Here is a 24,443-nt window from a genome sequence, read left to right as displayed (position 1 = left end):
TTATCAAATTAATTTGATGTAATTTTTGAATGGTTAACCAGTGATACTCTAAAATAAAAATTCATAGGCTATGGAGAGCGACAGGGCTAAAAATTATCCTCTTTTACATTCTTACCTCTCCAAAGCGCCATCCATCGGTGCTTACCGGTGAACCGGGCTCCAATACCTCCTCCACCCGTATCGGGGTATTGCCCGTCGCGGCGGAAATTACCGCCGCCAACCTTAATGCCACTAAAAATGATTCCATTGCCAACGGCAGCGATTACAACAAGGCGCGGGCCAAGGCCACCGATGCCGCCGGCACTCCTGTGGCCGGGCAAACGGTGACCTTTACCGCCACCACAGCCGCCGGCGGCACCTTCCATGTCGTCACGCCGGGTATCAATGAAGGAATGAGGAGGGCTTCAAGTATTACGGATATCAACGCCCAATTTTCTTCTTTTAGCATGTTAATACAACCGAGTTTCATACAGGGGGGATAGTTACCAGACTATTCCCCCTTCAGCGCTATTTACCTGTTCCCCCTCTTGAACATTTTTTTTACCGCTAATGCTTCTAAAAAAGAAGCTTGATTGCCAAGCTATCATTATGACAATAACCTGCGGCGCTCATTCCGTTTTGCCCACCACTGTTACCGACAAAGATTAAGACCTGCCAAGGTATATCCGTCTCCACGTTAATTAACTCAAATCCCAGCCCGGGCCGAGACCGTAGCGGATCAGCGGAGACCGTCATGCTGTATGCAATAGCAATATTTATTGTTTAGCAGAATAATAGATTCATAAAATTTATTCCTGAATAGTGATTAGATGCTCATAACATAATCATAAGAATACGATAGTCATGAACTAAGCTTGTATTTGACCGTAGCGGCTCGCCAACTTTTTTACCGGCTATCCCAAAGCAAAAATCCCCATGAACGTCCATATTCAAGGTGATAAGCAGGGGTTATCAGATCCAATCCTGTTTTGCCTTTCTCCTGTCTGAGCGCCATCTTGGGCCTGCTCACCAACCGGCGCCACCGGACTCAATCCGCCTCCTCCATATCCCATTCCCGCCGTTAAATGAGCAACAAATTTCGATTTATGTGACTGAGGTTAATTAACTTTCAATATAGACTATGTATAAAAAATGATGGAATTGTCATGTGTGATGTGGCACTCTCGATATTATAACCCAGTCAGAACTTACATATTCTGAAAGAATATTAGCAATGTTAATGTAATCACCGGATTTTAATACAAGGGCATTTGATATCGATAAAAAAATTTTATTTTAGAAGCCATTCATATATTAACCACATGCGTTAATTGAAAATTATTTAATTAAAAGCTTTCAGTGAATACTGAAGTAATGATTCCACGCGTCCAAACGAAATAGACGGCAGGGTAACAAAAATGGTTAATTCTCTTAATAATTATTTGATCGTATTGCTCATCCATGCCGCGCATAGCTTCAAAAAAACAGTTAATTTGGCGGGTCGCTACTCAGCGGATAAATTAAGATTATTTAATCTGATGGTATGGATCACCCTTGTTTTCCAATTTTTGTTTCCTATCAGTATTGCATTTTCGCCGGCCATTGCCGCCGCGATAAAACCGCAAACCATTATTGCAACCCAGCCTTATGTCCTGGGGCCGGGTGAATCTCCGTTTTCCGTTGCGCACAAATATCATCTCAGCGTGGATGAACTCAAAAAATTTAATCAATTCCGGACATTCTCCAAGCCTTTCGAACAATCAGGTGTCGGGGATGAAATCGACGTTCCGCTGAATGTCGCTGATTTTTCCGCCCACGACCCGGTATCTAAACCCCAAGATCCCTCTTTGGGCAACTTCGGCGGAATGTCTGTCTTCAATGCGCAACCGTCCGCCGGTAACGGCATATTCACCACAGACGGCAATTCCGTCGGCGCTCCCGCGCCGGCGGATCAAAACCGCGAGGCCGCCAACGCCATGCTCCGTTCCGCCGCCACCGGGGAAATAGGTCAGAAAGCCCAGCAATGGCTTAACCAATTCGGTACCGCCCGGGTACAGCTAAACGTTAATGATGACTTTCATCTGGACGGCAGCGCGTTCGATTTGTTGGTGCCGCTGTATGACAAACCCAACGAAATGCTGTTTAGCCAGTGGGGTTACCGAAATAAAGACAGCCGCAACACCATTAATATCGGCGCCGGCGCCCGTACCTGGCTAGGGAGCTGGATGTACGGCATGAACGCTTTTTATGACGAGGATATTACCGCCCATAACCGCCGGTTCGGCATGGGCCTGGAAGCCTGGCGGGATTATCTTAAACTTTCCGCCAATAATTATTTCCGGCTTTCCGACTGGCGCGAGTCAAGGGATTTGGAAGATTATAATGAACGCCCCGCCAATGGATTTGATATCCGTGCCGAGGCGTATTTACCCTCTTATCCTCAGTTGGGGGGCAAATTGATTTTCGAACAATACCGCGGCGATAACGTGGCGCTGTTCGGCAAGGACAATCTGCAAAATAATCCCTACGCCGTGACCCTTGGCGTGAACTACACCCCCATCAGCCTGGTCACCCTTGGCGTCGATTATCGCCAGGGCAAAGGCGATATGAACGACACCACCTTCAACCTGCAGATGAATTACCGGCTCGGGGCATCCTGGCAGTCGCAAATTAGTGCCGACGGCGTGGCGTCGCTCCGGACGCTGGCCGGCAACCGCTACGATCTGGTGGATCGCAACTATGATATTGTATTGCAATACCAGAAACAGCAGGTGATTGAGCTCAGGCTGCCGGACCATGTCACCGGCTATGAAGGAGATCCGCTGACGGTCACCGCCCAGGTCACCTCGAAATACGCCCTGGATCATATCGATTGGAATGACGCGGAAATCATCGCCGCCGGTGGTAAGGTCACGCAAGCGGGACAAAACACCCTCACTGTCACCTTGCCGCCCTATCAGCACGCCGGCGCCGCCACCAACCTGTATAACCTGAGCGCGGTGGCTTACGACGTCAGAAAGAATGCCTCCAATACCGCCTCCACCCGTATCGAGGTATTGCCCGTCGCGGCGCAAATCACCGCCGCCAACCTCAATGCCACTAAAAACGATGCCATTGCCAACGGCAGCGATTACAACGAGGTACGGGCCAAGGTTACCGATGCGGCCGGTAATCCGGTGGCCGGGCAAACGGTGACCTTTACCGCCACCAACGGCGCTACGGTCACCACGGTTACCGGCACCACCGGGGCGGACGGCTTCGCCATCGCCACCCTTACCAATCTGCGCGCCGGCACCAGCGTGGTCACCGCCACCCTGAACGGCGTAAGCCGTTCGGTTAACACAAACTTTAACGCTGACCCGTCTACCGCGAAAGTGACGCTATCGGTGGTACGCACCGGCGTGGTGGCCAACGGCACCGCCACCAACGAGGTCAGCGCTTTAGTGGAAGATGCCAACGGTAATAAGCTGGCCGGGCAAAGAGTGACCTTTACCGCGACCCTCGGCACCGTCACGGAGGTCATCAACCCCACCGGCGCGGACGGCATCGCCACCGCCACCCTCACCAGCCTCAAGGACGGTTCCAGCACGGTCACCGCCACGCTGACCAACGGCAACAGCCAGGGAAAAGACGTCACGTTTATCGCTGACGCCGCCACCGCGCGCCTTGAACTGACTGTGGAGAACAGCGGCGCGACGGCCGACGGCATTAATCGCAACGAGGTTCGGGCCCACGTCACCGATGCCAACGGCAATAATCTGGCCGGACAAACCGTCAACTTTACCGTCGCCGCCCCCGCTCTGCTTTTTTCGACCACCAATCCAACCGACGCGGGGGGCATCGTCACCGCCACCTTTATCAGCAAAAGCCCCGGCACCATGGCGGTCACCGCTACCCTGAGCAACGGCAACAGCCGGGCGGAGAATATCGTTTTTGTACCCGATACCGTCACCGCGAAGGTGGTACTGACCGTAATTCACACCGGCGCGGCGGCCAACGGCACCGCCACCAATGAGGTCAGCGCCCATGTTACCGATGCCTTGGGTAATGATCTTGTGGGACAATCCGTCACCTTTACCGCCAATGACGTCGATATCAGCCCGGTGGTGCTTGTCACCGGCGCCGGCGGCACGGTGAGTGCCACTTTCACCAGCCATAAGGCGGGCAGCAGTACGGTGGTCGCCACCCTGACCAACGGCAACAATGCCAGTAAAGATATTGAATTTATCGCCGACACCGCCACCGCACGGGTCGTGCTGACCGTGGTGCACACCGGCGCCGTGGCTGACGGCATCGACACCAACGAGGTCAGCGCCCTGGTGGAAGACGCCAACGGCAACAAGCTGGCCGGGCAAACCGTCAACTTCACCGTCACCGCCCCCGCTCTGCTTCTTACGACCACCAATCCAACCGACGCGGGGGGCATCGTCACCGCCACCTTTAACAGTACAAGCTCCGGCACCATGGCGGTCACCGCAACCCTGAGCAACGGCAATAATGCCAGTAAAAATATCGACTTTATTGCCGACATCGCCACCGCACGGGTCGTGCTGACCGTGATTCACACCGGCGCCGTGGCCAACGGTGCCGCCACCAATGAGGTCAGCGCCCACGTTACCGATGCCTTGGGTAATGATCTTGAGGGACAATCCGTCACCTTTACCGCCAATGACGTCGATATCAGCCCGGTGATGCTTACTACCGGCGTCGGCGGCACGGTGAGTGCCACTTTCACCAGCCATAAGGCGGGCAGCAGTACGGTGGTCGCCACCCTGACCAACGGCAACAATGCCAGTAAAAATATTGAATTTATCGCCGACACCGCCACCGCACGGGTCGTGCTGACCGTGGTGCACACCGGCGCCGTGGCTGACGGCATCGACACCAACGAGGTCAGCGCCCTGGTGGAAGACGCCAACGGCAACAAGCTGGCCGAGCAAAACGTTGCCTTTACCGCCACCAATGGCGCCATTGCTACCGCGGTCATTAATCCCACCGGCCCGGACGGCATCGCTACCGCGACCCTGGTCAGCGAGACGGAAGGCGACAGCGTGGTGACCGCGCAATTAGCCGGCGGCGTATCCGCCACACAAACCGTCAACTTCGCGCGTAATATCTTTATCGTCAGCATTACCGTGACGGAAAATAACGGTATGTCCAACGGCTCGGACCCCAACTATGCCAATATATTGGTGCACGACGCCGCCGGTAATCCATTGCAAAATGCCCTGATAACCGTAAGCGGCAGCGCCGCCACGGGGACATTCAGATTCGTTGTCCCCACCGCCGGAGGAACAACCACTTCCGGAGCCACCGGCGCGGATGGTATTCTCCGGGTGCAATACACCAATAGCTATGTCAGCTCCACCACCCTGACCGCCCGCGCCACCAACGGCACGGAGCTTACCGCCACCGGCGGGAATTTCAGGCTGCCCAACTTGACCATGCTACCCCTGGTTGACACGGCACCGGCGGATAACATCACACCCGCCAGCGTAATTATCAAATTGACGTCTTTTCGTGACGGCTCGCCGGTAGTCGGTACCCACTTGAACTTTACCGCTGGACGTTATGTTGCAGGCACACCAGAATTTACCCCTGCTACTATGCGGGAGAGTAGCGGAATAACCGATGATGAAGGACAAGCGACCGCATATGTGATAAGCCCCGCCCCCACCAATTTGGTCTATGTCATCGTGCAAATGGCTGACTTTAACGATGGCGGGCAGGGTGTGGCCAACCGCCCTATTTATCCGGGTTCTGACCTAACCTTTGAATGACTTTAAACAGGCTAAAGCTCGGGAAGCCCTTCTGGGCTTCCTCAGACTGCTGACAAAGTCCTGGCCCTTTGGTCAGGACTTTGATCTAATAAGGGTAGGCTAAAAAACGAGCTTATCCTGATGCTAAAAGAATCGTCCCCTCAGCAGTATCAACTCGAAATGGTCACCCTCGAAGAACTGGTGCCCAAAGACCATCTGGTGCGCAAAGTTGACGCCACGATTGATTTTGAATTTCTCCGTGATGAAGTCGCTTCTCTTTACTGCCACGACAATGGCCGTCCCGCCATAGACCCGGTCGTTTTGTTTAAGATGATGCTGCTTGGGTATCTGTTTGGTATCCCCAGCGAGCGCCGCCTGGTTCAGGAAATTCAAGTCAACGTGGCCTACCGCTGGTTTTTACGCATGGGGCTGACCGATAAAGTGCCTGATGCTTCGACCCTGAGCCAAAATCGTATCCGCCGTTTTAACGGCACCGATATTTTCCAGCGTGTATTCGATAATATTGTTGAACAGGCTATCGCCAAAGGACTGGTGGGTGGACGGGTTCTCTACACCGACAGTACCCATCTCAAAGCCAATGCCAATCCACGCAAAGCCATCAACGTTCCCCAACCGGTCCAACCCAGTGCCTATATCGAGTCATTGAAATTACCGATACCCATACCACTCCGGGCAATGTCCACGATGCGCAGCCTTATATCTCACGACTGGAACGACAGCTAAGCCGCTTCCCGTTAAGCCCGGTGGCCGTCGGTCTGGATGCGGGTTACTTCACCGCCCCTATCTGCCATCTGACGGAACAACTGGATATCACGCCGGTTCTGGGCTATCGCCGGCCCAATAAAGGCCAGAATACCTTCCAGAAGAAACACTTCATCTACGATGAAAAGCAGGATGTCTATCGGTGTCCGCAAGGCGAATTACTTATCTATAAGACAACCAGTCGGGAAGGCTACCGGCATTACCACTCGACCCCACAGATATGCCAGAGCTGCCCGAAGCTAAAGGACTGCACACAAAGCCAGCAAACACAGAAGGTCGTGACGCGACACGTCTGGGAAGCCAGTAAAGAGCGGGCCAATGAGATGCGGCTGTCAAAATGGGGCAAAAAAGTCTATGCCCGACGAAAAGAGACGGTAGAAAGAAGCTTCGCCGATGCCAAACAACATCACGGCCATCGATATGCCCGCTTCCGAGGACTGATGAAAGTGCAGATGCAATGCCTGCTAGCCGCCGCAGCGCAGAATATGAAGAAGATGGCGCTGCTGGCGCTTCTTCGTCGCTTATTGAGGGCAATAAAGCCCTTGGGGAAGACCCGAACGGTCATATGAGCAAGTTGATAATGAATGATGCAGTCGAGGGAAAATAACGCGATCGCGACCTTCGGTCGCTAAAAAGAAGAACCCCACAAGAAACATGGGGTTCGTCAACAGTCTGAGGAAGCCCTTCTGGGCTTCCTTTTTATTATCCCGCAGATTAAAAATAAACATTGTTAATTGAAAAGATAAATCATGTTAGCCTCGGGCAATTTTCAATAAGCTGGCAACAATAATAACCGTCTGATTACTAAGACCTTAATTGTTCGAAAAATCCATACAATTATAAAGCTACTTAGGCATGTTTTTTATCACACTTCGGGATAAAAAGAACATTGAAGATTATACATTCACATTAGAAAATCAATACGCAGCAAGTAAATGAATTAACTTAATTTACTGAGGATTTGATCATGGCGAATACCGTAACATTAACCGTCACCCCCAATGCGTATCCCACGGTGCCTATTACCACGCCACCGACCGCAGCCCCCACGCTTCTACTGACCGCGTTGGTCGTAAATGAACTAGGAGAACCGCAACCAAACGTCACGGTCACCTTCTCGACGCCCTTTGAAGCACCCTATCCTCTCTTTACGCCCAATCCGGACACAGCCATAACCAATATGTTCGGTATTGCCGCGGGCCCAGATGCTAACTATGGTGCCAGTTTCTTTGGCCGTGTACTGCAAATTACCGCATCGATTGACGATGATTCTGATACGGTATCAATTCCAATCTTTACAACAGGCAGCCCTACGACCCATGTCAGCAATGCTTCGGATGGCGTTATTGACCAGTACGATATCAATGCTGGCATACAGGCCACCATCCCCTTACAAGCGGGCCTGACAGCGGGAAACGTCGTGAGATTTTTCTGGGGAAGCAGAATATTGGAAAGAACTCTCGAGTATAATGAGGCTGGGCAACTGGTAGGCCTGCCTTGGATAATCAATATTAAAACAACCTTTCCCACTGCTTCAGTATTGTCAAACGGTCAGTATAGGGTATTTTATGCAATAACTGATGATTATAACTTTGAAACCTCAAATACCAGAACAAGCGCACCAAGGACGATTACCGTACAAGGCAGCAGTGTTACCCCGAGCACCCTGGCGGCACCAATATTAAACCCGCTAACTTTAAATAACAGGATTAATTTGCTAGCAGCCTTTGGTAACCCGTTTCTGCATATTCCCGCTTCACCGTCTCTGGTCAGCGGCGGGACCTATAGCGTATTCTTAATCGCTAGACCGAACTCACCCTCCGCCAATGTCCCCCTTTCCCGCACTGTCGCCAGCAATCTTAATATACCAGCAACCGCGACTACTATGGGTATTGACGTGCTTATGACTTACGCCAGCGGAGTATTGCTGGGAATTGACAACTCTGAAGGAGATTTTTATTACACCGTTAATCCCGGCGGCACGCCTCCCGGTCCGCAAGCGGCTTCCCGGCATTTGTTGGTTGAAATCGATACGGTAGCTCCAGCTCCCTTAAGTACAGTCTCGGAGGAGGACGACGATCATCATCATGGCGGCCACGGGCATGGGCATGGGCATGATCATCGTCCAGGCTGGGACCGAGACGATAAATACCCCGGCAGGGATAGTTATCCACAATAGGATAAATAATAAATAATTTTCTAAAGTAAACAGCAACAACTTAAACCATTAATTATCATCCAATTGATAGGACGATAGCCTTTTGCTATCGTCTTTTTTTTCCGAATTATAAAACAATCTCTTCATATGCATGACATTAAATCAATTTTGGACATAGCCACGTTAAAAAAACATTGTATATTTAATGCAAATCACCTAAACACTTTATTATCCAGATTAGCATTTGCATTTATAAAAATTAATATTAAGGAATAACCTATGCCACATTCCATTTCCCTAACAGCCACGCCAGAAAGTTATGCCGTTTCGGCAGAGTCGATAACGACCGTAACCGTAACCGTAACGGTGGTTAACGAACACGGCGACCCGGCTCATCATGTGGACGTCTCATTCACCTCGCCTCAGCTTCGCTTTGAGCCGCCGTCAACGGTGACCACTGACCATGCGGGTAAGGCCGTCAAGCACTTCACTTATCCTTTAGGCGGCGTGATAACCATTACCGCTGCCCTTCATCACGGTCCGTCGGCCACAGCCTCGGTATTTGCCTATTCTCCCGGACTGGCGCAGGTCAGGGTGACCAATGCGCCCCATGACCATATCAATCAATATTCCATCAAATCCGGCGTTCAGGCTGAAGTTCCCTCGCCGGGAAAAATCGCCGCCGGTTATCTGTTTGACTTTCATTGGGGAGAAGCCTCCCGGCAGCGTTTGATAGAAAGCGAAATAGATGGCTTGCCGTATGGCGTGCCCTGGGTGCTGAACCTTAAAACCCAGTTTGCCCCCGGTACGGTACTCAAAGACGGCCGTTATGCCGTCTATTATGCTGTTTTTGATCAGGCCGGCAATGTCGCCGTGTGCAAGCCGAAATACATCACCGTTACCGGCGGCAATGTCGCCAAACTTTTGGCGCCGGTGCTGCTGCCCGCCTCGTTGCACAATAAAATCGATCGGGAAGCCACTCGCCACGGCGTCACCATTCGGATACCGGCGCAGCCGGAAGTTAAAGCGGGGGCCACCTACCGCATCAATCTGCATATCACTCCCGGCGCCGACAGCCACGAGCCCGCCGAAACCCGGCATATTCATTCCGGCACGGTGGCCGCCGGCAATGGGGAAATCAATTTCAACATCACCCAAGGCAGCGGCCTGCTTTCCGGGCTGGATGACGTGAAGGGTGAATTTGTTTATGATATCGCCCCGGCGGGGGGTGGCCGTGTTACCCATTCATTGCCGCTGGTCACGCATATCGATACGGTAGGGCCGGGATCGGCAACAGACACGTTGACTGAAGAATCCACTCATGATTCGGCTGGAGAATTCACTGAGACAGTGGCGCAAGAACCGGCTCAAGATGAGTGATTCATTTTCCGCTATCGGCAATAATCGGCGGGGGTAATCTCACTCCCGCCCCTAAGCCGGTATCATATACCCCCCAAATACGCCTGCCTCACCTCCCGGTTAGCCAGCAGCTCCGCGCCTGTGCCCTGCAGGCGAATGCGGCCGTTCACCATCACATAGCCCCGATCCGAAAGCCTAAGGGCATGGTGGGCGTTTTGCTCCACCAGAAACAACGTCATGCCTTCCCGCGCCAGCTCGCGCAGGGTCTGGAATATCTGTTTGACCACCAGCGGCGCCAGTCCCAGGCTCGGTTCGTCCAGCAGCAACAGCCTGGGCCGGCTCATCAGCGCCCGGGCGATGGCCAGCATTTGCTGCTCGCCGCCGGAAAGGGTCATCGCCCGCTGGTGGCGACGTTCTTCCAGATGAGGGAACAGCGTGAACATGCGCTGCAAATCCTCCGCTTCATGGCGATTGCCGATGGGAATGGTGCCCATTTGCAAATTTTCCGTCACCGTCATATCCGGAAAAACCCGCCGCCCCTCCGGCGCCTGGGCGATACCGGCGGCGGCAATGGAGTGCGTCGGGTTGCGGCTGATATCCTCGCCGCGGAACAGGATTTTACCCCCGGCGATACGCGGCTGGCCGAAGATGGACATCAGCAGGGTGGATTTGCCGGCGCCGTTGGCGCCGATAAGCGCTACCGTTTCCCCTTCGTTAACCTCAAGGGAGACCTGCTGCAATGCCTGGATCGGGCCGTAAAACACATCCACCGCCTGGAACTCCAGCATCCGGCTCATATAACCCCCACCTTACCGGCCATGCCGGGACAGGCGAAGGCACCCCCACGTTTCAACGCCGATATCCGGCTCATAACGCCGTCTCCTCATCGCCGGCGCCGAGATAGGCGGCGATGACGCTTTCATGCTGCTGGATATAGTGCGGCGCGCCGCGGGCAATCACGTCACCGTGATCCAGGACGATAATATGATCGGAAATTTCCATCACCATGCCCATATCATGCTCAATCAGCAGTACCGTGATGCCGTGGCTGTCGCGCAGATGGCGGATAATGCCGCTTAAGGCGCGGGTTTCCACCGGGTTAAGGCCTGCGGCGGGTTCGTCCAGGCATATCACTTCCGGGTCGGTGCACATGGCGCGGGCGATCTCCAGCCGGCGCTGCTGGCCGTAGGACATCTCACCCGCCAGCCGGTTGGCGCAGTCCACCAGGTCCACCACTTCCAACCAGTAGAATGCCCGGTCCAGCGCCCGGTTCTCCGCCCGGCGATAGCCCGTGGTGTTCAGTATGCCGGCAATAAGATTACGGTTGCTTTGCCGGTGCTGGGCCACCAGCAGGTTTTCCACCACCGACATTTCCCGGAACAAGCGAATATTCTGGAAGGTGCGCGCCAGCCCGGCGCGATTCACCAGGTGGGTGCCCCCGAACATTTTGTAGAAGACCCGCCGGCCCCAGCGCGCCGGGTGCAGCCAATCCTCGCCGCGGAATTTTTGGCCGAGGATTTGGATGATATCCACGCTACGCTGCCGGGTATTAAGTTCGATACGCCCACCGGAGGCCCGGTAAAACCCGGTAAGGCAGTTGAATACCGTGGTTTTGCCGGCGCCGTTGGGACCGATCAGGGCGGTGATGGAGCCGCGCTCCACCTCCAGATTGACATCGTTAAGGGCCTTGATGCCGCCGAACTGCATCATCAAATGCTCGACCTTGAGAATGGCGTCGCTCATGGCGCCACCCCCTTTCGCGCCGCAAAGCCGGAACGGCTGATGCGAATCAGTCCGCGCGGCCGCCAAATCATCATCGCCACCATCAATATACCGAACAGCAGCACGCGATACTCGGCGAAACTGCGCAGCAGCTCCGGCGCCACCGTCAGCACAAACGCCGCCATCACCACGCCGACGGTGGATCCCATCCCCCCCAGCACCACAATGGCCAGGATCAGCGCCGATTCAAAAAAGGTAAACGAGGTGGGATTGACAAAACCCTGATAAGTGGCGAAAAACACCCCCGCCACCCCGGCGGTGGACGCGCCGAGGGTAAAGGCCGACAGTTTTACCAGCACATGGTTGAGCCCCAGGGAGCGGCAGGCCACCTCGTCTTCACGCAGCGCTTCCCAAGCCCTGCCGATGGGCATGCGCCTTAGGCGCTGATTGATGTACAGCACCAGCAAGACCACCAGGGTCAGTACGGCATAGATAAAAACAAATTTCAGGTTCGGGTTATAGGGAATATGCAAAAACTCATGAATCGGCACGCCCCCTTCCCGGGCCCGGCGGCCGAATTCCAGCCCGAAAAAGGTGGGAGACGGCACCTCAACCCCGTTGGGGCCGCCGGTAAACGCCAGCCAATTATTCAGAATCAGCCGGATGATTTCGCCGAATCCCAGGGTAACGATGGCCAGGTAATCCCCGTGCATGCGCAATACCGGAAAGCCCAGCAGGGCGCCGGCCAGGGCCGCCAGCAGAGCCCCCAGCGGCAGCATGGTCCAGAAGCCCAGTCCCAGGTATTCATGCCCCAGCGCCAGCCCGTAGGCGCCGATGGCGTAAAACGCCACATAGCCCAGGTCCAGCAGGCCCGCCAGCCCCACCACGATATTCAGCCCCAGGCCAAGCAGTACATAAATCAGGCCCAGGATCCCCACCGTCAGGACATATTTGGTGGCTACAAAGGGGAATATCACCGCCAACAGTATTATCAGCGGCATACTCCAGCGCAGACGGCTTTTATAGCCCGCCGGCAAGACATACACCCCGCCGCTGTCGCCATGGAAACGGCTTTGGAAGCGCAGCCCCGGACCGGTTTGCAAAACAGGCTCACCAGGGCGCGGCCCGCCATTACCACCAGGATAACCCACATCAGCCGCCGGGGCTGAAAGTCAAAACTGTAACCGTTAAGCGCCACCCCCACCATGGGGCCGAAAATGATCAGCGCGAGAAGCCCGGCCAATACGGTATCCACGGCGCATTGCCTGAAATCAATGGCGCCGCGCGTTACGGGTTGCGACATACAAGCTCCCTTTATACCTTGGCCACCATGGGCCGGCCAAGCAGGCCCTGCGGACGAAAAATCAAAATGACCACCAATAATGAAAATGAAAACACATCTTTATAATCGGAGTTGACCATGCCGGCGAACTGCGCTTCCGCCACGCCGAGAATAAGTCCTCCCAGCATGGCCCCCGGCAGCGAGCCGATGCCGCCGAGCACCGCGGCCGTAAAGGCTTTGATGCCGATAATAAAGCCGGCATAAAAGTCGAAGGTGCCGTAGTTCATGGTGATAAGCACCCCCGCCAGCCCGGCCATGGCGGCGCCGATAACAAACACCAGGGAAATCACCCGATCGGTGTTGATACCCAGCATCGACGCCATTCTACGGTCCTGCTGGGTAGCACGGCACATGCGCCCGAGCCGGGTATGGCCGATAAGGTAAGTCAGCGCCAGCATCCCCGCCAGGGAGGCCACCAGAATGAAAACCTTGGTATAGGTGATTTGAACAAAATCGCCGCCAAGGGTGAATTTAAATACCCCGTCCATCATGGTGGGAATACCCTGCTGGCGCGGCCCTTGGCTGATCTGGGCATAGTTTTGCAGGATGAGGGACATGCCGATGGCGGAAATCAGCGGCGCCAGGCGGGTGGAATTCCTCAGAGGCCGGTAGGCGATACGCTCGATAACCCAGCCGTACACGCCGATGACGACAATGGTGAACACCAGGGTGCCGAGAATCAGCAGGGGGAACGAATGCAGGCCGAAAAAAGAGAGCAGGGCCAGGGCGATGGCGCACAGATAGGCGGAAATCATATAGACTTCGCCGTGGGCGAAGTTAATCATGCCGATAATGCCGTACACCATGGTGTAGCCGATGGCGATCAGACCATAGACCGCTCCAAGCGTTAAACCATTAAGCATTTGTTGCAAAAAGGTAGCATCCATCATTCAGCAGTCTCGTTTGAACCGGTTATCCCATGGTCGCCGCGCCGGACATCCGGCACAGTCCCCATGGAACTCAGGCTTGTCGGCGTTCAGCGGCGGATTACGGGACTTCGTGATATTTACCCTGATCGTCCCACTGATAAACCACGTAATCGGAGACCTTCAAATCGCCTTTGCTGTCCCAGGTTTTTTGCCCCATGACCGTACTCACCGGGTGGGATTTCAGCCAGGCGCTGGCCTTGGCGGAATCGACGCCGACGGCGTTAAAGGCAGCGGCCAGGGCCTGGACCGAGGCATAAGAGTAGAGGGTATAACCTTCGGGTTCGAACTTGGCGGCGCGGAATTTTTCAATCACCGCTTTGCCGTCCGGGATTTCACGGGGATCTTTACCAAAGGTCATCAACACGCCCTTGGTATATTGCGGACCGCCGGCGGCGGTCACCATGTCGGCGGTGACAATACAGTCGCCGGAGAAAAAGGTGGCCTTCACGCCCTGTTCGCGCATCTGGCGCACCAGCGGACCGGCTTCAGGATGGCAGCCGCCGAAATACACCACGTCCGGATCCGCCGAGCGGATCTTGGTCACCAGCGCGTTGAAATCCTTTTCGCCCCGGGATAACCCCTCATACATCACTTCCTTCACGCCCCGGCTGTTAAGCTGCGCTTTGGTGGCGTCCGCCAATCCCTGACCGTAGGTATCTTTATCATGGATAATGGCCACTTTTTTCGCTTTCAGCTTATCAATGATGTAATTGCCGGCCACCAGGCCCTGCTGATCGTCCCGGCCGCACATACGGAACATGGCGGTCTGGCCGCGTTCGGTGATCTGCGGATTGGTGGATCCGGGTGTGATGGCGATAATGCCGGCCTCGTCATACACCGCCGACGCCGGCATGGTGGAGGAAGAACAAAAATGCCCCACCACCGCGGCGACATGGTTTTCATCCACCAAACGGTTGGCGACGGCCACCGCCTGTTTCGGTTCACAGGCGTCATCCCCCTGCACCAGGGTAATTTTTTGCCCCTTGATGCCGCCGGCAGCATTGATATCCGCCGCCGCCTGCGAGGCGCCGTGCCAATATTGATCCCCGTAGGTGGCATTGGGCCCGGTGAAGGGGCCGGCGACGCCGATAACCACATCGGCATGGGCGGCAAAGGCCGTGCCCAGGCAGGCGATAAGCACAGCGGAAAGCGGAGTTCTCAGCAGTTTTAATGACATTATCTGGTTCCTTTATACTGTTTTTAGCAATACGCCAGCGGCGCGGACCCGTTATCCAAAAGCAAAAACGTACAACCCATGAACTCGCCGGGATAAAGCCGAATCCTGGCGATGGTGGAAACGATAGCATTCTAAGTAAGCAATATTTCTGCCACTTTGGCGGGCACCGCCTATAGCGGGTGATATCCCTACCGCAGATAGTCTAAAAGACAATCCATTAGGCAGGCGCCTGCATTAAAACGGTGCGTCAAGATTCACAATAAGCGATACCACGGCCCATTCGCACCTCAAACTCCCGGCACGATAATTAAAGGTCAGAATTTGTCGCGCCGTACAAAGTACGAGTAACAAACCCGACAAACATCACAATCAATTTCACTCCTGGATGTGCCGCACTCAGCCGCCTGCGCTGTTGCCGGTGGCTGCCAACGCCATTTCCACATAGATATTGCGCAAAGCCAGGGTGACCTGTCCGGGCTTGCCGCCGCCGATGGGTTTGCCGTCGATTTCCACCACCGGCCAGATAAAGGACGTCGCGGAACTGATAAATGCCTCGCCGGCGCGATAAACTTCTTCAACGCTGAAGGGGCGTTCTTCAAACGGGATGCCGTGACGCGCCGCCAGTGCCAGCAGCGATCGGCGGGTAATGCCGTGCAAGATATCCGTACTGAGCTGCCGGGTGACCAACGTGCCCTGCTCGGTGACGATCCAGGCATTGGAAGAGCTGCCTTCGGTTATAAAACCGTCTTCCACCAGGAAGGCGTCGTCCGCGCCCTGGCTGTGGGCGTACTCTTTCGCCAGGCAGGGGGCCAGTAAGCCGACGGTTTTAATATCACGGCGATGCCAGCGGATGTCTTCCACCGTCACCACCCGGATCCCGGTTCGGGCCTTGACGTTGTCGATAACCGGGCGGGCCTGGGTAAACAACAAAAGCGTCGGCTCCACCTCGGCCTGCGGAAAATCGAACTCCCGATCGCCGGTGCTGCCGCGGCTTAACTGCAGATATATCGCTCCTTCCCGCAGCTGGTTAACGGCGATAAGCTTATTCTGGATAGCTTCCAGGGCGGCGGCGGTCACCGGCAGCCGCAGCTTCAGTTCCCGGCAGGAGCGCTCAAGGCGCGCGATATGGCCGGCATTTTCCAGTAATCTGCCGTTCAATACCGCCATGACTTCATATACCGCATCGGCAAATAGAAAGCCGCGGTCGAAAATGGATATTTTTGCCTCAGACTCCGGCACAAAGTCGCCGTTGATATAAACGGTTCTGGTCATTCTATTTTCCCGCCCCATTAAAGATTATCAATGATACGGTCTACGCCCTGGCGGAACGGATCCGCCACCGGCAGGCCGAATTGACGCTCAAGGTCCGCCATATACTCCAGCGCCTTCGGCTCGGACAGATGCGCGCTATTGATGGAGATGCCGACAAAACGCGCCAGGGGATTGGTTAATTGCGCCATCTGAAGGTTAAGCGCCATGCAATCCGCCAAATCCGGCAGCGGATAATCCACCCCGCGCATGGCGGTACGCGTGGGCTCGTGGCATAACACCAGGGCATCGGGCTGGGCGCCGTGAATCAAACCGGTGGTTACCCCGGCGAAGGAGGGATGAAACAGCGAGCCCTGCCCTTCTATCACATCCCAATGGTCCGGCTCATTGTCCGGCGCCAGCACTTCCACGGCGCCGGCGATGAAATCCGCCACCACCGCGTCGATACTGATGCCCGCGCCGCTTACCAGAATACCGGTCTGGCCGGTGGCGCGAAAAGTCGCCTTTTGCCCACGGGCCAGCAGCGCCTTTTCAATGGCCAGGGCGGTATACATTTTGCCGCAGGAGCAATCGGTACCCACCGGCAGCAGGCGTTTGCCGCTGCGTTTACGCCCGCTGCCCACCGGCAGGACCGCGCTGGTGTGGCGCACGTCGAACAGGCTGCGCCCCAGGCGCCGGGCGGTCTCTTTCAATACCGGCACATCGGACAGACGGTTATGCAATCCCGCCGCCAAATCCATGCCCCTTTCCAGCGCCTGTTGCAGCAGCGCCACCCAACTTTCGCTGATAACGCCGCCGCGATTGGCCACTCCCACCACCAGCGTCTTGGCGCCTTTGGCCGCGGCGGCGTCTATATCCAGATCAGGCAGTTCGCAATCCACCTGGCAACCCGCCATCCTCAGTTGACCGACGCAATATTCCGGATGCCAGTAGCGAATGCCGGTGGCGACTTTTGCCGCCAGCCGATCGTGGGCATCAGCCAGAAACAACAGGTAGGGTTTTTGAATTTCCATTTTAAGCGCCTCGATAAAGTGAGCTGTCTAGGGATCGGCCTCACCGGCAGCGGCTGTCTGTTACTCTTTAGACAAACATGGTGCTGGCGTCAGCGGGATAACCACATCAAGCACAGGCCGTGCCAAAGAGGGAATATCTAAAAATAAGATTTATATCAATAATTTAAATAGAAATTTATCGTCTTGTCACTCCCTGACGCCCCTATCGGGTATTTTTATGCACCAACTTCAGGCATTAACACTGCTTTACTGCCCTTATTAGGTGAATTTTAATAAATGTTTAACAAAACCCAATAAACCACTGACCAAAAGAAATAATCCGGCATAAACGTCGACAAAAACGGTCGTTTCAACATAAAAACAAGCCAATGGCGTTTTACCGCCGCTTATGCGGCCGCAGGGATAAAACAGGATTAAATACGATATGGAATAAGGGAAAAGAGATACGGCCCGCGGATAGCACAATTTAACATTGTTCATACCATGTCATATTGACGTCATTGTTCTCGGATTTAATCAGGTAGTATAAAGCAAAAACCTAAACCGCTTGTCCGCCACTGCCAGGGCAATAGAAACAGGAGATTTAGGTTTTAGTTAGCTGACAATCTGAAACCAAGTACGGGTTACGATAATGAAGCGAGACCGGAAATTTAACAAGCACGCCGCGCCGCCGGATGTGAATTCTGTGAGTTCGCTCAAAAACTAATCATTAGCGGACCTGACAGATGCCCTACCGAGTTGTCCCGACTGCTCAGCCATGGGGTAAAATGTCCAGCACGCGCTCCTTGGGACGGCACAGCCGGGTGCCCAGCGGGGTGACAACGATAGGACGGTTGATTAAAATCGGATTGTTCACCATAAAATCAATCAGCTGCTCATCGCTCCAGCGCTCCTCCGCCAAACCGAGCTGCTCATAGATGTCGTTGTTGGTCCTTATCAACGCGCGCGCCGGGATGCCCATATCGCCAATCAGCTTTGCCAATTGTTCCCGGTCAGGGGGCGTTTTCAAATATTCAACGATCGTGGGTTCATATCCCTGCTGGCGAATCAGCGCCAGCGTATTGCGGGAGGTGCCGCAAGCAGGGTTATGATAAAGGGTAATGTTGCTCATTGGGGTTATCCCTCCAGTCTGGCCAAATAATGTTATCCCATCAATCCCCAGTATCGCGTTTTCCACGTTTCGGTGCACGTTATTTTAATAACAGTCATGGATGCCTGAGCGGCGAATTCATCAGCAATCATTCGGCTATGGCGGCCTTTAAATTATCTGCATTAAATAATTAATTCCCTTATTTGGTTTTATTTTATCAACACATAAAAAAACTGCCGGAGATTAATCCGACAGTTATCAGCTATGGCGACCCTATAATTAGGCTGCGCTATCCATCAGGATGATTGCCGTCCGGATAACTAAACGAAGCTTAATTATGTGGCTGTTGCATATTCATATTTCCCGACCGATTACCGGGCAGGTTTTCTTCCGCCGCCATGGCTGTTGCGGCCGCCTTTTTCACCGGCTTCAGCTGCGCGTTGCGGATCGTTCTTGAAATTCCCGCCGCTGTGCTGGCCGCCTTTCTTGCCTGCGCTGGACGCTTTTCACGATCTTCAGCAAAATTACCTGAACCGCCACGATGAGTAGCCATCAGAGACCTCCGAGTGAGTTAAAGTTCATGCCGTAATACATAGTATTCTTAATAAAAATAACTATCTATCATCTCCGGTTGCTTAATCATAGAATGGTTAAACAACCGTTATGTTTGATCCTAGTCGACTCACCTCAGCTGACAAGCCTTATTTACACCTTGAAACAAAATGCGCTGAAAATAAATTCATCCTGAGCAAACAACATCATATTCAAGTCCCTGAATATCGGGAAGGAAATTAATATTTTAGCATACTGCGCACCGTAATTTTTTCTTTAAAATAAATAGACGAAACCGCGGCGGCCGTTAACGCTATTATGGTAACGTTCCCGGCTTGCCCGCAAGCTCATGGCATCCGGAACCAGGGTTCGCAAAAAATCCTGATGGTATGATGCTACGCTATTCAATGGAGTATATTGGAAAGTGAAAATACATTGCCCCGGCGTTGGAACCGGGTCAGTCGCCTTAATAAAGGAGAAGTCAATGTCCACCGATATCCATGTAGTTGCCGTAATCGAAGGAAAACCGGGCTGTGCCGAAGCTATCAAAGCGGTTACCCAACCTTGCGTCGAAGCGACGCGAAAGGAAGAGGGCTGTTTGAAATATCAGCTTCATCAGGATCAAGACCGCCCCGAACATTTTATCTTCGTCGAACATTGGGCCAGCAATGAGATCCTGGCTAAGCACGGCCAGTCCGCACATATTAAAACGATGGTAGATGAATTGGCGTTGCTTACGGTGAAACCCCTGGAAGTATCCATACTTAAAAACCTGTACTGATCCCGTTGAGGTTTATGGTCAGGCGTCCCACGGGCGTTTGACAAATGCGACCGCTGCGGAAAATTAAAACCGGCGACCGGCGCATTGCGCCGTTCGTCGGGTGGCAACGAGGCGGCAGCGGGTGTTTATGCCATTTAGAGATATTCACGCAGCCAGTGCAACTGGCGCTCCGCCACCTGCGAAAAATGCTTGCCGGCAAAGAGATCATAATGGCCGGCCTTCGGCTGTATATAGCATTTCTTCTCCGCCGCAACGGCTTGATAGAACGCCAAACCGTACTCCAGCGCAATAACTTTATCGTTCTGCGCGAAAATCATCAATGTCGGCTGGGTGACCTTCTCAGCCGCCGCGGCCGGGCGATATTGAATCGCTTCCCACACCGTCATGTAAGGCACCTTGATATCCAGCGCAGGGTAACTATTTTTATTTTTTTCAAAAAAAACGCGGGATTCCTCGTCGGTCATCACCTTGTTAATGGGCACAAACAGCTCTTTTCCCAATTGCCGCTTTTTCCGTTCCATTCGCGCCATAGTATTGAGAAATCTCTTTTTTTCATCATGGCCCATATCTCCCGTCACCAGTTGTTCTCCATCGGCGAAACCCATTTGGCTGATGATGCATTTCACTTCAGGACGCCGCACGGCAACTTCCATCACATGGCAGCCCCCCAGTGAGGTTCCCCATAGCGCGATGCGTTTCACGTCTATATCCGGCCGGTTTTTACACCACTCCAGGCACGGCGATAATATCGTTGATCTGCTGTTCTGGAACAATTCTGCCGGTCTCACCGCCACTGTCGCCAAACCCGCGGTAATCAAAGGTTACCGCCGTATAACCGTTCTCGGCGAAAAGGTCGGCGAATACCGGCAACAGGAGGTCCTGGATGCCAAAAAAGCCATGGCAAAGCAGGATTACCGGCGCAGGAAACGGGGTCCCGCAACGTGCGGGAAATAACCGTACCGCCAGTTTATTGCTCTGGGAGACAACAGTATGCCGCTCTATGTCCATCGACTTTTCTCCTTGAATCATGAACCACTCATCTTCATGACAAAATGATTCTATTTATAATTTTTACGCTAATTATTTTAAACGAATGTAAGCTATTACTTTTTCCGCTAATAACCGGTCCATTATATAGCACTGTCTTGTGCCGACTCAATGTGCTAAATGTAATTGAATTTAGTTCATTGTTTGATTAATTTTTAAAAATTATTTAGATTGATAACGAGTTAGATACTGGATTAATTAGCCACAATCAAATTATGAGAGTATCTTTTACTAACCTTACTATTAAAAACAAAACAGACAAGTCCAAAATAAATAATCTGCTAATAATTAATCATCAATCCTTACGCGGCGGGTGCTCAAAATAATATATTTTTTCAGTAAGTTATGCCCACAATTGCTGTTAACTCCGGCCATCTTGCAAAGAGTTATTGATTATTCTTCAATACTGTTACGAATGCAATCAACATGAATGAATATACACTCATTGTTTGCGCTGTTCATGCTCCTGACTGAAATAGCGTTGGAATTGAGCTATGGGTAAAGGTTTTGAAAATAAGAAGCCTTGCTGAAAGATAACCTTTTTGTCGAGCAAATACTGTTTTTGGTGTAAATGCTCCACGCCTTCAGCAATGACCTGCATGTTCAGCTTTTGTGCCAGATCAATGACCACATCAACGATGATCTTGGTGGTGCTTTCAAGCGCAATCATAGCGATAAAGGATTTATCCAGCTTAAGAAAATCGATATTCATTTTACTTAAATAAGAAAGACCGGAGTACCCGGTGCCGAAATCATCGATACCGATACGAACACCAATCTCTTGCAGAGCCGATAAAACCTGCAAAGTGACGTCGTTGATTTCAATGGACTGCCGTTCAGTCAACTCAAGCAATAAGGTGATCTTTTGCCCTGCACGCTCTGTAAAAACTCGCGGCAGTCATCAACGATCTGCAGGTTTAGCAAATGAATCGCCGAGATATTCACGGCTATATGCAAGCTTTCCCGCCAAAAAACCGGCGTTCTGGCCACAACCTCCGCAACCTGTTTCATTAGCTGCTGCGTCAGCGGAACGATCATGCCGGACTCTTCCGCCAAGGGAATAAACACTTCCGGGGAAACCACTCCATCGGTGGGATGGTTCCAGCGAGCCAGGATTTCCACACCGGTACAACAATTGTTTTTCGCGTCCATGACAGGTTGAAAAAAAGCCTCGAATTCACTGCGCTTTAATCCGTGCGCCATCGTGGTCCTGATGGATGTCAGCGCCTTGAGCCAATTGCGGATCAGTAACGAGGTGACTATCGATACCACCGCCAAAAAAAGCACTACCACACCGTAAGTATCGAGGAGATCGTCAAAAAAGCGGTGGCGGGAGATATTAACCTGCAGCTTGTAGGGATACTTTTGCGAATGCCCTGTAACGCCAATATACTCGTTTACCAGACCGCTGACCGGCGCCAGCTTGCCCAGCGGCGACAAAAATTGATCGCCGATGATAACCATGACCTGATTATCGGTACCGACGATATTCATCATATAAGACATATACTGCGTATCGATAATGGTACTGACGCCGTCGTTGCCGCGGTATTTATGCATTATTATAACGGCGATATTGGGAAAAAGAGCGGTACCATTGTGAAATTGAATGGAAGTCGCGGATGAGTTGTCGCCGGAGGTATGGGGTATCAGCTGTAGGTGCGGCGTCAAGGGCACCGTGCCACAATAAATTACATTGTTATGAATTAGATTCACCGTGCGCACCAGGGAATGTTTCACGCTCATGATGCGTAATTGATCCACCACATCCCCGCAGGGCCGTCCAAGCAGCGTCAGCGCCTCTTCCGCCGTGCCGCTGGCGTCATCTAATATGGTATCGATAAATTTTATCGTGCTGTGAATGTCGTTATCGGCTCTTTTTTTCAGTGTGTGCTGCGCGATAGCGCCGATTACAACTAATGAAACAACAAAAAGGCATAGCGGGATTACCACCCATAGCAGCATCAGATGTTTGTTGGTGAGTTTTGCTAAAACGGGTGCATCCAGTGACCATCGCATCTATGTTCCCTTCTCATCATTACTTCTTCGCGGCGAAGAGATTATCCCGCATCCCGGAGTCAGTTAAACCCTAGCCGCTCATGAAGATTATACACCTAATGAATAACTTTCAACTTACCGTAATGAGGTGGGGGTCTTAGAAGCCTTTAAACATAGGCAGGGGCCGGCACAGCGGACGCAATAGAGGCATTGGGCGGGCAGCAAGGAGGGTAGCAGGAGCGGCAGGAGCCATCGGGGGCATGGCGAACATTGGGGCATAGCAGGTCAGGTGGAATATTTAGCCGGCATTCATCACGCAACAGAAAGTAGCTTTGCTTCTAAGAAGGACTGTGATGATTGTTTTCATCTGTTTAGTAATTATTATTGATACACTTTGATTTTTAATTAACTTCCTAGTAATTATTGTTGATATTGTTTTATTTGCATATTATTTTAATTGATGAAAATAATTTATCGTTGACCGAACCTGTTATTTGTTTTACTATCAAATCAAATAATAATCCCTATTTAGCACTCAATCCAGCCCTTGAATAATCAGTTCTTGCCAATACCATTGCATGTAAATATAGAGAAACATAATGCTTATAAATGTCAAATCAGCCCGAGATAATAAACATGTTCTCATTACGGATGAAATCAATGATCTTATACATCGGGAGATCAATTTTCCTGAACATACTCGATTTGCTTATTCGGTAATCAATAAACGTCATTTGGATCAGCCGGTCATATATTCTAACTATCCCACAGAATGGATTAATACGTATATCAATATGACGCTATATCATCATGACCCGGTCATCATCATTGCACTACAGCGCATCATGCCCTTCACCTGGAACGATAAAACCCTGTCCTCTGACGACACACGCCATGAAGATATTTTCAAAGTTGCCGGAAAGTACAATATTTCCAACGGACATACTTTCACTTTGCACGATCATGAAAATAATCTCGCCACCCTCAGCCTGTACACGGAGGGAGATACAGATTGCTTTCAAGATTATGTGGTGAAAAATAAAAAAAATCTGCAGCAGTTGCTATTAACAATCCATGAGCGTTATATCATCGAGCGAAGGTACGATCGTAAACTTTTCCGGGAAAAACTTGAAAAGGAATTAACGTCGCGAGAAATAGAAACGCTTCGCTGGGCAAGCCTCGGTAAAACATATAATGAGATCGCTATTATCATGGGGATCACTGAAAGTACGGTCAAGTTTCATATAGGCAATCTCATCGTCAAACTCGGCGTGGTTAATGCGAAACATGCAATAAGAAAGGCGTCTGACTTACATCTTCTGCAAATTTATGAATAATCAAGCGTCAATGACATGGATTACGTTACACCATAAAGAAATGGAATGATTACTACGGCCATTATCTTTCCCATGTCATTGACATGATGTTACCCAACGGAATTTTCATTAACCTGTTAAGCTTATTTCTAGCCATGCAAGAATTTAC

General features: G+C 52.2%; 18 protein-coding genes and 3 pseudogenes. 7 read left to right on the top strand and 14 right to left on the bottom strand.

The genetic code is table 11. From position 1 onward, the window contains the following. The first annotated feature begins 137 nt into the window (after nt 1-137). The 5 genes and pseudogenes from GTU79_RS03925 to GTU79_RS03905 all read left to right on the top strand — a co-directional run bounded on the left by GTU79_RS03925 (nt 138) and on the right by GTU79_RS03905 (nt 10,059). Nucleotides 138-482: an Ig-like domain-containing protein gene (locus GTU79_RS03925; protein WP_203522821.1), complete on the top strand. Its 345-nt coding sequence runs from the start codon at nt 138-140 to the stop codon at nt 480-482. 1,035 nt (nt 483-1,517) lie between these two features. Continuing rightward, a complete protein-coding gene (locus GTU79_RS03920; RefSeq protein ID WP_203522822.1) occupies nt 1,518-5,759 on the top strand; it encodes an Ig-like domain-containing protein in 4,242 nt (1,413 codons plus the stop codon). 120 nt (nt 5,760-5,879) lie between these two features. Further along, nucleotides 5,880-7,090 (top strand): annotated as a pseudogene (locus tag GTU79_RS03915) (transposase). 398 nt (nt 7,091-7,488) lie between these two features. Further along, nucleotides 7,489-8,700, top strand: a complete 1,212-nt coding sequence (locus GTU79_RS03910; RefSeq protein ID WP_214513709.1) for a hypothetical protein — start codon at nt 7,489-7,491, stop codon at nt 8,698-8,700. A 258-nt stretch (nt 8,701-8,958) separates the two neighbouring features. Further along, nucleotides 8,959-10,059 (top strand): Ig-like domain-containing protein, encoded by a 1,101-nt coding sequence (locus tag GTU79_RS03905; RefSeq protein WP_203522824.1) that lies wholly within the window; start codon nt 8,959-8,961, stop codon nt 10,057-10,059. Nucleotides 10,060-10,121: 62 nt separating this feature from the next. On the opposite strand, the gene GTU79_RS03900 is transcribed toward GTU79_RS03905, so the two are convergent. From GTU79_RS03900 to GTU79_RS03860, 10 genes and pseudogenes are all read right to left on the bottom strand, one after another. Then, nucleotides 10,122-10,826 (bottom strand): ABC transporter ATP-binding protein, encoded by a 705-nt coding sequence (locus tag GTU79_RS03900; protein WP_420854165.1) that lies wholly within the window; start codon nt 10,824-10,826, stop codon nt 10,122-10,124. A gap of 79 nt (nt 10,827-10,905) precedes the next feature. After that, a complete protein-coding gene (locus GTU79_RS03895; RefSeq protein WP_203522826.1) occupies nt 10,906-11,781 on the bottom strand; it encodes an ABC transporter ATP-binding protein in 876 nt (291 codons plus the stop codon). Continuing rightward, complete coding sequence (gene livM, locus GTU79_RS03890) at nt 11,778-12,863, bottom strand: high-affinity branched-chain amino acid ABC transporter permease LivM (protein WP_338091457.1); 1,086 nt, start codon at nt 12,861-12,863, stop codon at nt 11,778-11,780. The genes GTU79_RS03895 and livM overlap by 4 nt, the downstream gene beginning before the upstream one ends. Beyond that, nucleotides 12,752-13,063 carry a DUF3382 domain-containing protein gene (locus tag GTU79_RS31090; protein ID WP_338091456.1) on the bottom strand — a complete coding sequence of 104 codons (312 nt, stop codon included), beginning with the start codon at nt 13,061-13,063 and terminating at the stop codon, nt 12,752-12,754. Before GTU79_RS31090 ends, livM begins: the two co-directional genes overlap by 112 nt. Nucleotides 13,064-13,074: 11 nt before the next feature. Continuing rightward, entirely contained in the window at nt 13,075-13,989 is a 915-nt protein-coding gene (locus GTU79_RS03885; protein ID WP_203523161.1) for an ABC transporter permease subunit, read from the bottom strand. 100 nt (nt 13,990-14,089) lie between these two features. Continuing rightward, nucleotides 14,090-15,208 carry a branched-chain amino acid ABC transporter substrate-binding protein gene (locus GTU79_RS03880; RefSeq protein WP_203522828.1) on the bottom strand — a complete coding sequence of 373 codons (1,119 nt, stop codon included), beginning with the start codon at nt 15,206-15,208 and terminating at the stop codon, nt 14,090-14,092. A gap of 396 nt (nt 15,209-15,604) precedes the next feature. Next, on the bottom strand, nt 15,605-16,480 hold the full coding sequence (locus GTU79_RS03875; RefSeq protein ID WP_203522829.1) for a D-amino-acid transaminase: 876 nt from the start codon (nt 16,478-16,480) through the stop codon (nt 15,605-15,607). Nucleotides 16,481-16,497: 17 nt separating this feature from the next. Further along, nucleotides 16,498-17,490 carry an N-acetyltransferase DgcN gene (dgcN, locus tag GTU79_RS03870; protein ID WP_203522830.1) on the bottom strand — a complete coding sequence of 331 codons (993 nt, stop codon included), beginning with the start codon at nt 17,488-17,490 and terminating at the stop codon, nt 16,498-16,500. 754 nt (nt 17,491-18,244) lie between these two features. Further along, a pseudogene (arsC, locus tag GTU79_RS03865) lies at nt 18,245-18,601 on the bottom strand (arsenate reductase (glutaredoxin)); the annotation flags it as partial. Nucleotides 18,602-18,951: 350 nt separating this feature from the next. After that, nucleotides 18,952-19,133, bottom strand: a pseudogene (locus GTU79_RS03860) (con-10 family general stress protein). Nucleotides 19,134-19,616: 483 nt separating this feature from the next. Between GTU79_RS03860 and GTU79_RS03855 the strand changes: the two are divergent. Then, nucleotides 19,617-19,913, top strand: coding sequence for a putative quinol monooxygenase (locus tag GTU79_RS03855; RefSeq protein ID WP_132923446.1), 297 nt, complete (start codon nt 19,617-19,619; stop codon nt 19,911-19,913). A gap of 134 nt (nt 19,914-20,047) precedes the next feature. Here GTU79_RS03855 and GTU79_RS03850 read toward each other — a convergent pair whose 3' ends face one another. The 4 genes from GTU79_RS03850 to GTU79_RS03835 form a co-directional block, all read right to left on the bottom strand. Beyond that, entirely contained in the window at nt 20,048-20,614 is a 567-nt protein-coding gene (locus GTU79_RS03850) for an alpha/beta hydrolase (RefSeq protein ID WP_214513708.1), read from the bottom strand. A gap of 19 nt (nt 20,615-20,633) precedes the next feature. Next, nucleotides 20,634-20,921, bottom strand: a complete 288-nt coding sequence (locus GTU79_RS03845) for an alpha/beta hydrolase family protein (RefSeq protein ID WP_214513707.1) — start codon at nt 20,919-20,921, stop codon at nt 20,634-20,636. A gap of 481 nt (nt 20,922-21,402) precedes the next feature. After that, the gene (locus tag GTU79_RS03840) at nt 21,403-21,813 is read right to left on the bottom strand and encodes an EAL domain-containing protein (protein WP_214513706.1); all 411 of its coding nucleotides are present in this window, start codon (nt 21,811-21,813) and stop codon (nt 21,403-21,405) included. Further along, nucleotides 21,801-22,979: a CSS-motif domain-containing protein gene (locus GTU79_RS03835; protein WP_214513705.1), complete on the bottom strand. Its 1,179-nt coding sequence runs from the start codon at nt 22,977-22,979 to the stop codon at nt 21,801-21,803. Before GTU79_RS03835 ends, GTU79_RS03840 begins: the two co-directional genes overlap by 13 nt. Nucleotides 22,980-23,557: 578 nt before the next feature. Here GTU79_RS03835 and GTU79_RS03830 point away from each other — a divergent pair. Beyond that, nucleotides 23,558-24,295 (top strand): LuxR family transcriptional regulator, encoded by a 738-nt coding sequence (locus GTU79_RS03830; RefSeq protein ID WP_214513704.1) that lies wholly within the window; start codon nt 23,558-23,560, stop codon nt 24,293-24,295. Nucleotides 24,296-24,443: the final 148 nt, after the last annotated feature.

Source organism: Sodalis ligni, assembly GCF_016865525.2.
Classification (GTDB): domain Bacteria; phylum Pseudomonadota; class Gammaproteobacteria; order Enterobacterales; family Enterobacteriaceae; genus Acerihabitans; species Acerihabitans ligni.
This window is presented reverse-complemented; position numbering and strand designations above follow the sequence as displayed.

Bases quoted from the DNA above. Each gene is read 5' to 3' on its own strand.
- GTU79_RS03920 (WP_203522822.1), top strand. From the start codon at position 1,518: ATGGTATGGATCACCCTTGTTTTCCAATTTTTGTTTCCTATCAGTATT.
- GTU79_RS03910 (WP_214513709.1), top strand. From the start codon at position 7,489: ATGGCGAATACCGTAACATTAACCGTCACCCCCAATGCGTATCCCACG.
- GTU79_RS03905 (WP_203522824.1), top strand. From the start codon at position 8,959: ATGCCACATTCCATTTCCCTAACAGCCACGCCAGAAAGTTATGCCGTT.
- GTU79_RS03900 (WP_420854165.1), bottom strand. From the start codon at position 10,826: ATGCTGGAGTTCCAGGCGGTGGATGTGTTTTACGGCCCGATCCAGGCA.
- GTU79_RS03895 (WP_203522826.1), bottom strand. From the start codon at position 11,781: ATGAGCGACGCCATTCTCAAGGTCGAGCATTTGATGATGCAGTTCGGC.
- GTU79_RS31090 (WP_338091456.1), bottom strand. From the start codon at position 13,063: ATGTCGCAACCCGTAACGCGCGGCGCCATTGATTTCAGGCAATGCGCC.
- GTU79_RS03885 (WP_203523161.1), bottom strand. From the start codon at position 13,989: ATGGATGCTACCTTTTTGCAACAAATGCTTAATGGTTTAACGCTTGGA.
- GTU79_RS03880 (WP_203522828.1), bottom strand. From the start codon at position 15,208: ATGTCATTAAAACTGCTGAGAACTCCGCTTTCCGCTGTGCTTATCGCC.
- GTU79_RS03875 (WP_203522829.1), bottom strand. From the start codon at position 16,480: ATGACCAGAACCGTTTATATCAACGGCGACTTTGTGCCGGAGTCTGAG.
- dgcN (WP_203522830.1), bottom strand. From the start codon at position 17,490: ATGGAAATTCAAAAACCCTACCTGTTGTTTCTGGCTGATGCCCACGAT.
- GTU79_RS03855 (WP_132923446.1), top strand. From the start codon at position 19,617: ATGTCCACCGATATCCATGTAGTTGCCGTAATCGAAGGAAAACCGGGC.
- GTU79_RS03845 (WP_214513707.1), bottom strand. From the start codon at position 20,921: ATGGACATAGAGCGGCATACTGTTGTCTCCCAGAGCAATAAACTGGCG.
- GTU79_RS03835 (WP_214513705.1), bottom strand. From the start codon at position 22,979: ATGCGATGGTCACTGGATGCACCCGTTTTAGCAAAACTCACCAACAAA.
- GTU79_RS03830 (WP_214513704.1), top strand. From the start codon at position 23,558: ATGCTTATAAATGTCAAATCAGCCCGAGATAATAAACATGTTCTCATT.